Raw genomic sequence first — 14,525 nt, 5'->3', positions numbered from 1 at the left:
CCCTGACACTTCGGTGGCCCCGGAGAAGGGCACCTCAGGCAAAGTAGTCGCAGTCGTCCCCGCCGCAGGGTCGGGCGAACGACTGGCCGCGGGAATCCCCAAAGCATTCTGTGTGGTCGACGGCCGCACGCTGCTGCAGCGTGCGGTCACCGGCCTGCTGGAATCCGGGGCCGTCGATCACGTCGTGGTGGCGGTCCCCGCCGACCGGATCGACGAGGCCACGCAGGTGCTGGGCGACCACGTCGGCGCCGGGCGGGCGGCCGTCGTCGCCGGCGGGCCCGACCGCACCGAATCCGTCAACCTGGCCCTGGCGGCCCTGGCGTCCTTATCGGCGGCGGCGCCCGAGTTCGTGCTGGTGCACGACGCCGCCCGCGCGTTGACGCCCCCGGCGCTGATCACCCGCGTGGTGGACGCGCTGCGGGCCGGCCACCAGGCCGTCGTGCCCGCGCTGCGCCTGCATGACACGATCAAGGCCGTGGACGCCAACGGGGTGGTCCTGGGGACGCCGGAACGCGCCGGGCTGCGCGCCGTGCAGACGCCGCAGGGCTTCGCGACCGATCTGCTGTTGCGCGCCTATCGCGCCGGCGCCGGCATGGCCGGCTTCACCGACGACGCGTCGCTGATCGAGCATGTCGGCGGGCAGGTCCAGGTGGTCGACGGCGACCCGTTGGCCTTCAAGATCACCACCCAGCTCGATTTGTTGCTGGCCGAGACCGTCGTGCGCCGGTGAACGCGCCGCTTCCCCTGCCCCGGGTCGGCCTGGGCGTCGACGTGCACCCCATCGAACCCGGAAGGCCGTGCTGGCTGCTGGGTCTGCTCTTCGCCGACGCCGACGGCTGTGCCGGCCATTCCGACGGGGACGTCGCCGCGCACGCGCTGTGCGACGCGGTGCTGTCGGCGGCCGGGCTGGGTGACGTGGGTGCGGTATTCGGGGTCGACGATCCGCGCTGGAAAGGGGTCAGCGGCGCCGACATGCTGCGCCACGTCGCGGAGCTGACGTCGCACCAGGGCTTCCGGGTCGGCAACGCCGCCGTTCAGGTCGTCGGGAACCGGCCGAAAATCGGTCCACACCGCGATGAGGCGCAGCGGCTGCTCTCGGAATTGCTCGGCGCGCCGGTCTCGGTGTCGGCGACGACGACCGACGGGTTGGGGCTGACCGGACGCGGTGAGGGCCTCGCCGCGATCGCCACCGCGCTGGTGGTCCCCACCGGGTAAGCCCGCGCAGCGCCGGGCGCCGGGGAACTACCCGGTAAGCTGGCACGTCGTGACCGATCACGCCCGTTTGCGGCTACACGACACGGCAGCCGGCGCCGTGCGTGATTTCGTTCCGCTGCGCGAGGGCCAGGTCTCGATCTACCTGTGTGGCGCCACCGTCCAGGGCTTGCCGCACATCGGCCATGTCCGCAGCGGGGTGGCCTTCGACATCCTGCGCCGCTGGCTCATCGCGCGCGGCTGCGACGTCGCGTTCATCCGCAACGTCACCGACATCGACGACAAGATCCTCAACAAGGCCGCCGCGGCGGGCAGGCCGTGGTGGGAATGGGCGGCCACCTACGAGCGCGCCTTCAGCGCCGCCTACGACGCCCTGGACGTCATGCCGCCGTCGGCCGAGCCGCGCGCCACCGGGCACATCACCCAGATGGTCGAATTAATGGGACGGCTGATCGAAACCGAGCACGCGTACGCCGCCGGCGGCGACGTCTACTTCAACGTGCTCAGCTACCCGGAGTACGGGCAGCTGTCCGGTCACAAGATCGACGACGTCCATCAGGGCGAGGGCGTGGCCACCTGCAAGCGCGATCAGCGCGACTTCACCCTGTGGAAGGCCGCCAAACCCGGTGAACCGTCCTGGCCCACCCCGTGGGGCCGGGGACGCCCGGGCTGGCACCTGGAATGCTCCGCGATGGCCCGCACCTATCTGGGTCCCGAGTTCGACATTCATTGCGGCGGAATGGATTTGGTCTTCCCGCACCACGAGAACGAGATCGCCCAGAGCCGCGCCGCCGGCGACGGGTTCGCCCGCTACTGGCTGCACAACGGCTGGGTGACCATGGGCGGCGAGAAGATGAGCAAATCGCTGGGCAACGTGCTGGCCATACCGGCGTTGCTGCAGCGCGTGCGCGCCGCCGAGCTGCGCTACTACCTGGGCAGCGCCCACTACCGGTCGATGCTGGAATTCTCCGACAACGCCCTGCAGGACGCGGTGAAAGCCTATGTCGGCGTTGAGGAATTCCTGCACCGCGTGCGGGTACGGGTCGGTGGCGTCGAGCCCGGGCAATGGACGCCGCGCTTCGCCGAGGCCCTCAACGACGACCTGGCCGTGCCGGCCGCGCTCGCCGAAGTACACCAGGCCCGCGCCGAAGGCAACCGGGCGCTCGACTCCGGCGATCACGAAGGCGCGCTGCAACATGCTCGCGCGATCCGGGCGATGATGGGCATCTTGGGTTGCGACCCCCTCGACGAGCGCTGGGAAACCCGCGACGAGACGTCGGCGGCGCTGGCGGCGGTCGACGTGCTGGTCCGGGCGGAGCTGGAGAATCGGCAGAAGGCCCGCGACGAACGCAATTGGGCGCTCGCCGACGAGATTCGCGACCGGCTCAAGCACGCCGGCATCGAGGTCACCGAGACCGCCGACGGGCCGCAGTGGGAGCTTTTGGCCCACGAAGAAAAACGCGACAAGTAGGGCCGAGTAGATGGCCGGAAACTCGCGTCGCCGTGGGGCGATACGCAAAGAGGGCACCAAGAAGGGCCCGACCGTAGGTTCGGGCGGCCAGCGCCGCCGCGGCCTGGAAGGCCGTGGCCCCACCCCGCCCGCGCATCTGCGCCCCAACCATCCGGCGGCCAAGCGCGCCAAGGCCCAGAGCCGCCGGCCGGCACGGGGCCGCACCGACGAAGCCGAGACGGTGCTGGGCCGCAACCCGGTGCTCGAGTGCCTGCGGGCCGGGGTGCCGGCCACCGCGCTCTATGTGGCGCTGGGCACCGAGGCCGACGAACGGCTCACCGAATCCGTCACCCGCGCCGCGGATTTGGGCATCTCCATCCTGGAGGTACCGCGCACCGACCTGGACCGGATGACCAGCAACCACCTGCATCAGGGGATCGCGTTGCAGGTGCCGCCGTACAACTACGCCCACCCCGACGACCTGCTGGCCGCCGCGATCGCCGCGCCGCCGGCGCTGCTGGTCGCGCTGGACAACATCTCCGATCCCCGCAACCTGGGTGCCATCGTCCGTTCGGTGGCCGCATTCGGCGGCCACGGCGTGGTGATCCCGCAGCGACGGTCGGCGTCGGTGACGGCGGTGGCCTGGCGCACCAGCGCCGGGGCCGCGGCCCGCATCCCGGTGGCGCGCGCCACCAATCTGACCAGGACACTGACGGATTGGGCCGGGCGCGGGCTGCGGGTGATCGGGCTGGATGCCGGCGGTGACACCACGGTCGACGACATAGACGGCACCGATCCGCTGGTGGTCGTGGTGGGGTCCGAAGGCAAGGGGCTGTCGCGGTTGGTGCGGCAGAATTGCGACGAAGTCGTGTCCATCCCGATGGCGGGGGACACCGAATCGCTGAACGCATCGGTGGCCGCCGGGGTGGTACTCGCCGAAATCACGCGCCAGCGCAGGAGTTGACCTCGGTGCCCGGCCGGCCCGCGCGCCTTCGCGTCGCGCTGGCGGTGCTGCTGGCCGTCGCGGTGCTGCCGGTTGGCGTTGCCCGGGCGCAAACGCCCGACTTCGACCTTCAGGCCCACCGCGGTGGACGCGGGGAGACCACCGAGGAATCCCTGCGTGCGTTCGCCAAGGCGCTCGAATTGGGCGTCAGCACACTGGAACTCGACATCGTCCTGACCCGGGACTCCAAACCGCTGGTGTGGCACGACCCGACGATCCAGGCCGAGAAGTGCGCCGACACCGCTCCCGTATTCGCCGGCGACCCGCAGTACCCGTACGTCGGCAAGCTCGTGCACGAGCTCACCCTGGCGCAGCTCGAGACCTTGGACTGTGGCAAGCGGCTCGACGAGTTCCCGAACGCCGAAGTGGTGCGCGGCAACAGGATAGCGACGCTGCCGCAGGTTTTCGCGCTCGCCGACTCCTACCGCGCCGCCACGATGCGCTACAACATCGAAACCAAGGTGGAGGCCGACCGGCCCGGCGAATCGGCCGGGCCGCAAGAGTTCGTCGACGTGATACTGGCCGCGGTCAGGTCCGCGGGCAAGGCCGGCCGGGTGGAGATCCAGAGCTTCGACTGGCGCACCCTGCCGCTGGTGCGGCGCGCCGAACCGTCGATCCCGTTGGTGGCCCTGTACGACGAGCAGACCTGGGTCCCGGACTCGCCATGGCTGGCCGGTGAAAACCCCGCGCTCATCGGCGATCCTCTGGTCGGCGCGCGGATCGTCGGCGCCGACATCGTCTCACCCGAATACCGGCTGGTCACCGGTGAGCCCTACGTCGACCGCGCACATGCCTTGGGGTTCAAGGTGATCCCGTGGACGGTGGACGACGCCGCCGCCATGCGTCGGCAGATCGGCCTCGGGGTCGACGGCATCATCACCGACTACCCGACGCTGTTGCGCGGCGTGCTCGCCGACCTGTCGATGCCGCTGCCGCCCGCGTACCGGCGGCCCTAGCGGGGCACGCTGCCGACCAGGTCGCCGGTCGCGTCGGCCGGCTGCCCGGCGCCGCGTCGCGGCCGGCGGCGGTTGGCCAGGGCGGCCCGCCACATCATGCCCGGGTGCAGCAGCCGGGTGGCGGGATCGATCAGCGCCGTGACCCTGACGAACCGATCGACCGCGACGGGGTCGTATTCGGTCGCGGTGAGTATGCGCTCGATGTATGCGTTGAGCAGTCTGGTGAGCAGCGGCGGCGTGCCCTCGATTTCGGGCAGGCACAGGTCCGGGTTGGCCGACAGCTCCCACGCCTGGCGGATCGGCACCGCGGCGGCACGGAAGAATCGCCGCGCCAGATCCGCTGTGCCGCCGGACAAGCAGTCGCGCAGCGCCAACGCCTCCAGCGCGGCGACCGTCATGCCCTGGCCGTAGATCGGGTTGAAGCTGCAGATCGCGTCGCCCATCACCAGCAGGCCGTCCGGGAAGCGTTGCAACCTGTCGTAGCGGCGCCACTGACTCGACGGCTGACAGTGCCGGGTGGTCTCGCCGATGGGTTCGGCGGCCCGGACCGCGGCCAGCAGATGGGCCGGCGCGCAATCCTCGACGAACTCGCACATCGACGCCAGGTCCGGCCGCGGCCCATGGCCGGCTATGCCGAAGACGGTCAACATGCAGGTGTCGTGCTCCGAGCGCAGCAGCCCAAGCCCGTACGGACGGCCCGGCACCACTCCGACGATGACGCCGAATTCGTGCAGCGCGTCCGGGGCCATCCGCAGGTGTTGGCTCACGTAAGTCAGGTGCACCGGTACGTGAACCTCGGCTGGGCGCTCGTAGCCCAAGGCGGTCAGCCACGCCGGGGTGCGGGCGCCGCGCCCGGTGGCATCGAGCACCAGGTCCGCGCTCAACGTGACGTCCTCGCGGGTGCGGCGGTTGACCGCCCGGGCGCCGGTCACCCGGCGGCGATCCGGTGTCGTGGTCAGGTCCACGATGTCGTGCTCGTCGAGCAACGTGACGTTGGGTATGCGACGGAGTCGCGCCCGGACGTGTTCTTCCAGGAACGGCCGGGTGGCCAGATAGATGTCGAACGAGGGGGCGCCGCCCGAGCGGACCATCAGATGCTCGCCCATGCGGTAGTACAGCTGCGAGAGATCACGGCCATCCAGGTGATGCGCGCCGTCGATCACCAGCTGATCGAGGACGCCGGGGAACAACTGCTCGAGTGCCATGGCGCCGCGGGGCAACAGGCCGTGGAGGTGGCGACCCTGCGGCACGCCCCGGCGGGCGGTGGCGGTTTCGGGAGGGATGTCGGGCAGCGGATCGCGCTCCAGCACCGTGACCGTGCCGAAGAACTCGCTGAGCGATCGCGCGGCCACGAGCCCGGCCATGCTCGCTCCCATTACCAGCGCGTGATTACCGATCTTTGCCATAGCCCACCACCTGTGTTGAGCGCCTACCTGACAAAAACCATGCTCACGGCCCGAAACGGGGGCCGACAGCGTAGTCGACTACGTCATTGCCACGATGCGACCGCACGCCGGGCCACCTAACGCCGCACAAAGCAACCCGAACGACGCTCGCGCAAAGTTATAGTCGCCGAGTGATCGGCGCCGAGCCGCTAGCCGGGCGTGACAGGGAATTGGGAAGCATTCGCCGCGCCCTGAATGCGGGCGGCAACCACACGGGCGTTCTGATCGCCGGACCCGCCGGCGTGGGTAAGACGTGGCTCGCCCACGAAGTGCTGCGGCGCGCCGAGGCGTCGGGCGAGCGGACCCGGTGGATCGTCGGCACCGACTCGGCACAGGCGCTGCCGCTGGGCGCGTTCATCGGCGCGATGACCGAGGCCATGAACGAGGCACGGTCGGATCCTTTGGCCGACGTGCGACGCGTGATCAATTCGTTTGTCGCACAACAACGTCAGCGCCGCGTGCTGGTCGGGGTCGACGACGCGCATCTGCTCGACGGACTCTCCGCGCTGGTCGTCCACCAGCTGGCGCAGTCGGGTGGCATCCGGCTGGTGGTCACCGTGCGTACCGGCAGCGACGAACCGGATGCCGTGACGGCCCTCTGGAAGGACGGGCTGTTGGAAAGGCTTGATCTCGAACCGTTTACGGCCGCCGCGACGCGCGAGGTCATCGAGGGCACGCTGGAGGGTCCGGTCGACGCGCGCAGCGCAACACGGTTTCAGAAGCTGACCGGTGGCAACGCGCTGTTCCTGCGGCAGCTGCTGGCCGACCAGGTGGCCGCCGGGAGGATGCGCAAAACGGCCGGGGTATGGATGTGGGACGGCGATGTCGCGGTCTCGGCGAGCCTGTCCGACACGGTGGGCCGTCAGATGGGTCGACTCAGCCCGGAAATGGCGATGGTGGTCGACACGCTGTCACAGTGTGAGCCGCTGGCCGTAGAGGTGCTGTGCGAGCTGGCCCGGCGCAGCGACCTGGCGGCCGCCGAGCGGATGGGTCTGGTGAGCATCGAACGCACCGGCGCCGGGTTGACGGCCCGGCTGGCCCACCCGCTGTTCGGTGAGCTGCGCCGGGCGAGCGCCGGTGAGCTGTATCTGTCGGAAATCCGGGGCAGGTTGGCGGTGCGCCTGGGCGAGGACGGCGACGCCGACATGCAGGCCACGGTGCGCCGCGCGCTGCTGCGTCTCGAGTCGGACCTCGATCCCGACCCAGCGCTGTACCTGGAAGCGGCGCGGCACGCGATGACGCTGCTGGATCTGGACCTGGCCGACCGGTTCGCCACCGCCGCCACCCAAGCCGGTGCGCCCGGGGCGGCGGGGGTGCGGGCCATGAACCTGGTGCTGCTGGGGCGCGGCGAACCGGCCGAGTCGGCGCTGCGCGCGCTGGCCGGCACCGACCTGCCCGACGGCCACCACTGGGCGACCGTGCGGGCGGCCAACTTGACGTGGAACCTCTTCAACCCCAAGGAAGCGGCCGCGATCCTCGACGGTCTCGCCTCGCTCGATTCCGAAACCCCGGCCCAACGGGCGGAGCGGTTGGCGGTGCAGGCGTGCCTGGATGCGGCGGCGGCGCGCTGCGAGTTGGCGGCCGAAAAGGCCCGGGCCGCATTGGGTTTCCCGGAACTGCCCGGCTTCCACGCGATGATGGCCTCGCTGGCGTTGATCATGGCGATGGGGGCGCTGGGTCGGGTCGACGAGCTCCCCGGCGTGGCCGAGCAGGCGCTGCGGCGCGCTCCGACGTCGTTTCAGGCATCGCACATGCGGTTCTGGTTCGGCGCCGTCTACGGACGCGCCTGCCGGTTGACCGGTCGGATCGATGAATTCGTCGACACGGCCAAACAATTGGCCGACTCGTCCCGTGACATCCCGGGCCTGGCGTATGCGAACCTGGCCTTGCTTTCGGGCAACGCCGAGTTGGCCCGCGGCGCCGTCGCCGAGGCGGCACGGCTGGTGCACGAGGCCGTGGCCGGAGTTGAAAGGCACGCCGTCACAACCGGTTTGCGCCCGGCGAGCTACTTCGCCCTGGCCGAGGCGCACGCCAAGCTCGGAGATGCCGCCGAGGCCAACGAGGCGGTGGTCGGCGCGCGGTCGTGCGTGCCGGCCGAATTTCTGTTCATGCATACCGGCCTGTCACTGGCCGACGGGTGGGCGATGGCGGCCGGCGGCCGGTTGAGTGAGGCCGTGGCCTGCGTCGGGGGAGCGGCGCGGCTTGCCCGCGACCGCGGCCAGCCCACGCACGAGCTGGCCTGCATCCAGGCGGCCGCGCAGTGGGGCGATGCCGCACAGGCGGCGCGGGCGCGGGAGCTCGCCGAGGCGTTGTCGCTGCCGCTGGCCGACGCCGTCGCGTCGCACGCGGAGGCGTTGTCGGCCCGCGACGCCGAGGGCCTGCTGGCGGCCTCGGCGGCGTACCGGCGGATCGGCGATCGGGTCGCCGCCGCCGATGCGGCGGCACAGGCGTCGGTGGTGTTCGACGAACACCAACACCATCGCCGCGGGCTCTACGCCGCGGCGTTGGCCAGGGAGCTGGCCGACGAGTGCGGCGGCCTGCACACGCCGGCGCTGCACACTCCGACGGGCCTGAAGCTGTCCGGCCGGCAGCGCGATGTCGTCGAACTCGTGGTGGCCGGCCTGTCCAACCGCGAGATCGCCGAGAAGTTGGTGATGTCGGTGCGCACCGTGGAGGGCCACGTGTACCGGGCCTGCCAGCGGGTGGGGGCGCAGTCACGCGAGGAGCTGGCCTCGATCATCCGATCGGGCCCCTGCGCGCCCCGCACGCCCTAGAGCCCCAGCATCCGGGCCGAGGCCCACAGCGCGAGCACCGCCACCGTCAGCGAGGCGGGCACGGTGCATACGCCGAGGCGGGTGTATTCGCCGACCCCGGCGTCGACGTCGTGCTGCCGTAACACGCGCCGCCACAACAGGTTCGACAGCGAACCGACGTAGGTGAGGTTGGGGCCGATGTTCACCCCGATCAGCACCGCCAGAATCGCCACCGGCCCGCTCGGCGCGACCAGCGGCAGCAGCACCAGCGTGGCGGGGAGATTGTTGACCACGTTCGCCAGCACGGCGGCTATCGCGGCGATGGCGAGCAGCGCGGGCAGGGCCGAACCCGACGGCAGCACCGCCGACATCGCCCTGTCCATCCCGTTGAGCATGACCGCCTGCACCACGACGCCCAGCGCCAGCACGAACACCAGGAACGACACGTTCACCGACCGCACGATGTCGGACACCGAGGTGTGCCGATGGCGCAGGCTGCGCACCGCCAGCACCGCGGCGCCGCACAGCGCCACCCAGGCCGGTGCGATGCCCGCCGACTGGGCGACGGCGAACCCGGCCAGCGTGAGCGCGACGACCACCAACACGAACACCGGCGGGCGGGGCGGCGCGCCCTGCTGCTCCGGGTCGGGTTGCACGCGCAGGTCCTTGGCGAAGAACCAGCGGAAGATCACGTAGAGGATGGCCACTGCGCCCAGCCACGGCGCTGCCATCACCAACGTGAACTTGGTGAACGAGATGTTGGCGGTGTGAAAGGCCAGCAGGTTGGTCAGGTTCGACACCGGCAGCAACAGCGAGGCGCCGTTGGCCAGATGGGCGGTGGCGTAGGCGTAGGGCCGCACCCGGGTGCGCTCACGGCGGACGGCGGCCAGCACCACCGGGGTCAGCAGCACCACCGCGGCGTCAAGGCTCAGCACCGCGGTGATCACCGAAGAGATGACGAACACCCGCCGCAGCAGCCCGCCCGAGCCGACGCGCCCGCGGGTGATCGCCGCGCCCGCGGCCTCGAACAAGCCCTCGTCGTCGCACAGCTTGGCCAGCACCAGCACCGCGCCCAGGAATGCGACCACCCCGGACAGGTCGGCGACCTGTTTGGCCGCCTGATGGACCGAGATCGCGCCGATCGCGATCAGGATCAGGGCCGCCGGGACCGCCGCCAGCGCCTCGGGCCAGCCCTTGGGGCGCGCGACGGCGAACGCGAGGACAACAGCAAGCAGCAACAGCGCAAGCGTCAGGGCCAACGTCTAGACCGCTTCGCGCGCGTTCATGTGCAAGGGTTCTCGCGGCGCCACACCGTGGGCAGGTGCACCGACACACCGTCCTGTGCGGCCAGCTCGTCGAGGAGACGGATGGAGACATCCAAGTCGTCGCCGGCATAGGGCAACGCGCGCAACGGCTTTGTCAGCGGGCGGAAGAAGTCGTCCCAGTGGATGAGGATCACCCGGCGGGCCCCGACCGCGCGGACGGTCTCCGTCCAATAGTCGACCAGGTATGACCGCGGCTGCAGGCCCAGCTGCCCGACGGACAGGTACACGGCGTCGGCGCGGTGGCCGGAAAGGGCGCCATTGACGAAGCCGGCGCTGCCCTGGATCAGCAGCCGCCGGTCGGTCGGCCGGTGGTGCACCAGCGTCGACCAGGATTCCCCGCAGCGATACGCCGACGCCTTTACGGGCGGCCTCACCGGTTCGTCGATGACGCCGGGAAAGCGGTCGGGCGGGCAGTGGCGCGATTCGATCAGGGTGACGTCGTAGGCGCCCAACCGCATCGGTTCGCCGTCGACCGCGACGACGATCCGCTCCTCCGGCAGCCCGTACCCGCGCCCGACGTTGGCCGCCGACTGCCCGCCGACCAACTGGGCGCCGGTGCGGTCGGCGACCAGCGCGGAGTCCAGGACGTGGTCGATGTGGGTGTGCACCGGAATGACCGCCGCCAGCCGCGAAACCTTGGCCCGGGCAAGGCATCCGTCGACACGTGCGGCCGAGGGCGCCACCTTGCCGGCCGCGACCCTGGCCAGGCTCGGCCGGGAGAAGTAGCCGTCGGTCAGCAGCGCCGACGAGCCGTCGTCGATCAGCAGGGTCGACACGCCCATCCAGGTCACCGAGAGCCCGTCGGGTTCGGCGGCGGGCGCGTCGAACCGGTGCGCGTACCGCGCGATGTCGGGACGCCCGAGCTTGAGGCGCATCAGCAGAAGGGCCTGATCTCGGCGCCGGCCGTGGCGAGTCGCTCGCGAACGGCGGTGGCGATCTGCACCGCACCCGGCGAATCGCCGTGCACGCAAACCGATTCCGCCTTCACGGTGATCTGGGTGCCGTCGATCGCGGTGACCTGCCCCGAGGTGACCATGGCCGCCACCCGATCGGCGATCACCGCCGGGTCGTCCAGTACCGCGCCCGGCTCACCTCGGGACATCAGCAGGCCGTCGGGGTGGTAGGCGCGGTCGGCGAAAGCCTCTGCGACCGTGCGTAAATCGCGGCGGGCGGCTTCATCGAAGAACGCCGAGCCCGCCATGCCCAGCACCGGTAACCCGGCATCCACCAGGCGCACCGCCTCGGCCACGGCGGCGGCCTGTTCGGTGTGCGTCACGATCGCGTTGTACAGCGCGCCATGCGGTTTGACGTAGGACACCGTCGCGCCGGCCGCGCGTGCCATGGCCTGCAGGCCGCCGATCTGATACACCACATCCGCGATGAGGTCCTCGGCGGTGACGTCGATGAAGCGTCTGCCGAACCCGGCCAGGTCGCGATAGCTCACCTGCGCCCCGATGCGGACTCCGCGCTCGGCGGCCGCTCGGCACACCCGCAGCAGGCCCACGGGGTCGCCGGCATGGAAACCGCACGCCACGTTGGCGCTCGTGACGATGCCGAGCATGGCGTCGTCGTCACCCAGGCGCCAGACGCCGAAGCCCTCGCCCAGGTCGGCGTTGAGGTCGATGACGGCCACCCACCCAGCTTATGCGGCAGCCCCGCGCCGGCGCCCGATCAGCCAGCAGACCAGATAGATCAGGAACGAGATGCTCGCGACGAAGACCGACACCGGCACGCCGGGCGCCAGGGACAGCACCAGGCCGCCGACGGCCGACACCTCCGCGAACACCACGGAGGTCACCATGGCCGCCGCCGGCGAGGCGACCACCCGGGCCGCCGCGGCCGCCGGTGTGATCAGCAGCGACATCACCAGCAGCGCCCCGACGATCTGCACCGCCTGGGCCGCGACGACGCCGACCAGCGCGGCGAACACGATGCCCAGCGCGTAGACCGGCACACCGCGGGCCGCGGCGACGTCGGGATCGGCGGTTGCGAACAGCAGCGGGCGGTAACACGTTGCCAGCACGGCGATGACGAGCCCGCAGACCAGCGCCAGCATTGTCAGGCCCGTGTAGCCGACCCCGACGATCTGACCGGTCAGCAGGGCGAAACTGGTCGAGGTGCGGCCCGGGTAGAGATGGATGAACAACACCGCCAGGCCCAACCCGAACGCCAGCACCACGCCGATCACCGAATCGCGCTCCCGGTCGCGCCGCCCGAGGACCCCGAACAGCGCCGCGGCCAGGGCGCTGCCGATCAGCGCGCCCAGACCCACTCCGAACCCGACCAACAGCGCGAATGCAGCTCCGGTCAGCGATAATTCGCTGGAGCCGTGCACGGCGAACGACATCTGACGCATCACGATGAACGGCCCGATCAGCCCGGCGACCAGTCCCAGCAGGGCCGCCGCCGCCAGCGCTTGCTGCACGAAGTCATGGCCGAGCAGGTGCGCGGTGATGTCGAAGGCAAACAGATGGTCCAGCAGGCCGGCGAGCCGATGCTCCATCAGCAGTGCCCGTCATCGCGCACGCCGGCCACCACGTAGCCGTCCTTGACCTTCAACACCTGAATGTCGGATTGGTACAGCGCCGAGAGTGTCTGACTGGTCATCACCTGCTCGACGGTGCCGATCTCGAACCGGCCGTCGACCAGATAGAGCAGCCGGTCCACGTACGGCAGGATCGGGTTGATCTCGTGGGTGACGACGATGACCGTGGTCGCGGCGTCCTGGCGGCGCCGTTCGATCAGCGCCGACACCAGCTTGGCGTTGGCCGGGTCCAGCGTCAGCAGCGGTTCGTCGCACAACAGCAACAGCGGATCGCTGACCAGGGCCTGGGCGATGCGCACCCGCTGCAACTCGCCGCCGGACATCGTTCCGACCCGGACGTCGGCCAGGTGTTCGCCGTTGACCTGCCGCAGCGCCTGCCGCACGGCCGCGCGCCGGCGGGCCCGGTCGGCGGACCGCAGCGGGACGGCGCCCCAGCGCGGCCCGTCGAGGCCCAGCCGAACCAGGTCGCGGCCGCGCAGCATCACGTCGGCGTCCATCGGACGGTGTTGGGGCACATAGCCGATGCGCCCGCTGCCCGAGGTGATCGGCTTGCCGTCCACCAGCCCGGCGCCGGCGCTCAGCGCCAGCTGCCCGAGCAGCACCTTGAGTAGTGACGTCTTGCCGCTGCCGTTGGGGCCCAGCACCGCGATGAACTCGCCGCGCGACACCGACAGGTCGAGGTGGTCCCACAGCACCCGGTCACCGAACGACAGCCGGGCGCCGCGCAGCGAAACGGTTTCTGCGGGGTTTTCGATGGCCGCGACGGGTTCGAGGCTCATGACGGCAGGGGCCGGCTCGAGTGCACGGCGGACTGCAGCTGGTTGACCGTATTGCGTTGCCAAGCAAGGTAATCCGCGCCGTCGGGCAGCGTCTCGGACACGTCGGTGACCGGGACGCCCGCGCGCCGCGCCGCATCGCGCAGGCCGTTGATCGCGGTCGTGGAGGTCTGCGGATTGACCACCACCGCCGCCACCTGACGCCGGTCTACCAGGTCGAGGACCCTCGCCATGTCGGCCGGTGCGGGATCGGTCTCGTTTTCGATGGCCGCCTCGAACGTGGGCGGGGTCAGGTTCACCAGGCCCGACGCCTTCAGCAGGTAGAAGGCGACCGGTTCGGTCGCGACCACCGGGGTGTTGTGATTGGTGGTCGCCATCGCGTGTTCGGCGCCGGCGATGGAGTCGGCGTCGCGGCCGAACGCGGCGGCGTTGGCCCGATAGTCGGCGGCGTTGCCCGGGTCGATCGTCGCGAGGCGCTCGGCGATGGTGGCCGCGACCGACTTGGCGACGCCCAGGTCGTAGAAGACGTGCTCGTTGCGCGTCTGTCCGTCGTTCGCCAGGAACGAGTAGGCATCGACCGGCTTGGCCTCGGGGTGGTGGGCCAGCACGTCGTCGACCCATCCGTCGTACCCGCCGCCGTTGAACACGACCAGCGGGGCGTCGGCGATCGCGGCCGCATCCGCGGGGCTGACCTCGTATGAGTGCGGGTCGACGTCCGCCCCGCTGAGAATGCAATGCACGGCGACGTGGGGGCCCGCGACGGCACGCGCCACGCTGCCCCACACGTCGGTGGAGGCAACGACGGAAAGCGCGCGTGGGTGCGCGGCGCCGTCGCAGCCGGTGAGCACCGTCCCGCCGGCCAACACCAGCGCGGCCGCCAGCCATCGCGTCGCATCGGCAGTTCTGGCCCTAGCCGTTCGATGCCGCGTCGGTGCAGTGCGCACGCCCGATTTCCTCCTGCCGGCCAGTCGGCCGATCCTACATACTAATGAAAATCGTTTCCATTACAAAGCGGCAAGTGGGAAGCGCGTACGCGCGGGCCCCGATCCGCTGTAGCCTC

Annotated in this window: 13 protein-coding genes; 6 read left to right on the top strand and 7 right to left on the bottom strand. The window is 70.7% G+C overall.

The genetic code is table 11. The features are described from left to right. Nucleotides 1-13 precede the first annotated feature (13 nt). Genes ispD through A5688_RS17965 form a run of 5 tightly spaced genes read left to right on the top strand, consistent with a single transcriptional unit; the run spans nucleotide 14 to nucleotide 4,621 of the window. Nucleotides 14-730, top strand: a complete 717-nt coding sequence (ispD, locus tag A5688_RS17985; RefSeq protein ID WP_067907797.1) for a 2-C-methyl-D-erythritol 4-phosphate cytidylyltransferase — start codon at nucleotides 14-16, stop codon at nucleotides 728-730. Continuing rightward, a complete protein-coding gene (gene ispF, locus A5688_RS17980; RefSeq protein WP_067831232.1) occupies nucleotides 727-1,215 on the top strand; it encodes a 2-C-methyl-D-erythritol 2,4-cyclodiphosphate synthase in 489 nt (162 codons plus the stop codon). Before ispD ends, ispF begins: the two co-directional genes overlap by 4 nt. Nucleotides 1,216-1,264: 49 nt before the next feature. Next, nucleotides 1,265-2,683, top strand: a complete 1,419-nt coding sequence (gene cysS / locus A5688_RS17975; RefSeq protein ID WP_068268229.1) for a cysteine--tRNA ligase — start codon at nucleotides 1,265-1,267, stop codon at nucleotides 2,681-2,683. 10 nt (nucleotides 2,684-2,693) lie between these two features. Beyond that, entirely contained in the window at nucleotides 2,694-3,626 is a 933-nt protein-coding gene (rlmB, locus tag A5688_RS17970; protein WP_067907800.1) for a 23S rRNA (guanosine(2251)-2'-O)-methyltransferase RlmB, read from the top strand. A 38-nt stretch (nucleotides 3,627-3,664) separates the two neighbouring features. After that, nucleotides 3,665-4,621 (top strand): glycerophosphodiester phosphodiesterase, encoded by a 957-nt coding sequence (locus tag A5688_RS17965; RefSeq protein ID WP_067907926.1) that lies wholly within the window; start codon nucleotides 3,665-3,667, stop codon nucleotides 4,619-4,621. On the opposite strand, the gene A5688_RS17960 is transcribed toward A5688_RS17965, so the two are convergent. Further along, nucleotides 4,618-5,985 (bottom strand): FAD-dependent oxidoreductase, encoded by a 1,368-nt coding sequence (locus tag A5688_RS17960; RefSeq protein ID WP_242660178.1) that lies wholly within the window; start codon nucleotides 5,983-5,985, stop codon nucleotides 4,618-4,620. The two genes, A5688_RS17965 and A5688_RS17960, sit on opposite strands and share 4 nt — an antisense overlap. Nucleotides 5,986-6,197: 212 nt before the next feature. Here A5688_RS17960 and A5688_RS17955 point away from each other — a divergent pair, with 212 nt between their 5' ends. Continuing rightward, the gene (locus tag A5688_RS17955) at nucleotides 6,198-8,840 is read left to right on the top strand and encodes a LuxR C-terminal-related transcriptional regulator (RefSeq protein ID WP_067907806.1); all 2,643 of its coding nucleotides are present in this window, start codon (nucleotides 6,198-6,200) and stop codon (nucleotides 8,838-8,840) included. Here A5688_RS17955 and A5688_RS17950 read toward each other — a convergent pair. Genes A5688_RS17950 through A5688_RS17925 form a run of 6 tightly spaced genes read right to left on the bottom strand, consistent with a single transcriptional unit; the run spans nucleotide 8,837 to nucleotide 14,409 of the window. Next, nucleotides 8,837-10,078 carry an SLC13 family permease gene (locus A5688_RS17950; RefSeq protein ID WP_067907809.1) on the bottom strand — a complete coding sequence of 414 codons (1,242 nt, stop codon included), beginning with the start codon at nucleotides 10,076-10,078 and terminating at the stop codon, nucleotides 8,837-8,839. The genes A5688_RS17955 and A5688_RS17950 overlap by 4 nt on opposite strands. A 23-nt stretch (nucleotides 10,079-10,101) precedes the next feature. Further along, nucleotides 10,102-11,019 carry an MBL fold metallo-hydrolase gene (locus A5688_RS17945; RefSeq protein ID WP_067907812.1) on the bottom strand — a complete coding sequence of 306 codons (918 nt, stop codon included), beginning with the start codon at nucleotides 11,017-11,019 and terminating at the stop codon, nucleotides 10,102-10,104. Continuing rightward, nucleotides 11,019-11,777, bottom strand: a complete 759-nt coding sequence (locus tag A5688_RS17940) for a LamB/YcsF family protein (RefSeq protein WP_067907815.1) — start codon at nucleotides 11,775-11,777, stop codon at nucleotides 11,019-11,021. The genes A5688_RS17945 and A5688_RS17940 overlap by 1 nt, the downstream gene beginning before the upstream one ends. Nucleotides 11,778-11,786: 9 nt before the next feature. After that, entirely contained in the window at nucleotides 11,787-12,647 is an 861-nt protein-coding gene (locus tag A5688_RS17935; RefSeq protein ID WP_067907818.1) for a metal ABC transporter permease, read from the bottom strand. Beyond that, on the bottom strand, nucleotides 12,647-13,468 hold the full coding sequence (locus tag A5688_RS17930) for a metal ABC transporter ATP-binding protein (protein ID WP_067907821.1): 822 nt from the start codon (nucleotides 13,466-13,468) through the stop codon (nucleotides 12,647-12,649). Before A5688_RS17930 ends, A5688_RS17935 begins: the two co-directional genes overlap by 1 nt. Further along, complete coding sequence (locus A5688_RS17925; protein ID WP_067907824.1) at nucleotides 13,465-14,409, bottom strand: metal ABC transporter solute-binding protein, Zn/Mn family; 945 nt, start codon at nucleotides 14,407-14,409, stop codon at nucleotides 13,465-13,467. Before A5688_RS17925 ends, A5688_RS17930 begins: the two co-directional genes overlap by 4 nt. Nucleotides 14,410-14,525 lie beyond the last annotated feature (116 nt).

The organism is Mycobacterium mantenii (genome assembly GCF_001667865.1).
Classification (GTDB): Bacteria; Actinomycetota; Actinomycetes; order Mycobacteriales; family Mycobacteriaceae; genus Mycobacterium; species Mycobacterium mantenii_A.
Note: the sequence above shows the minus strand (reverse complement) of the source record. Positions and strands in the feature narration are given on the sequence as shown.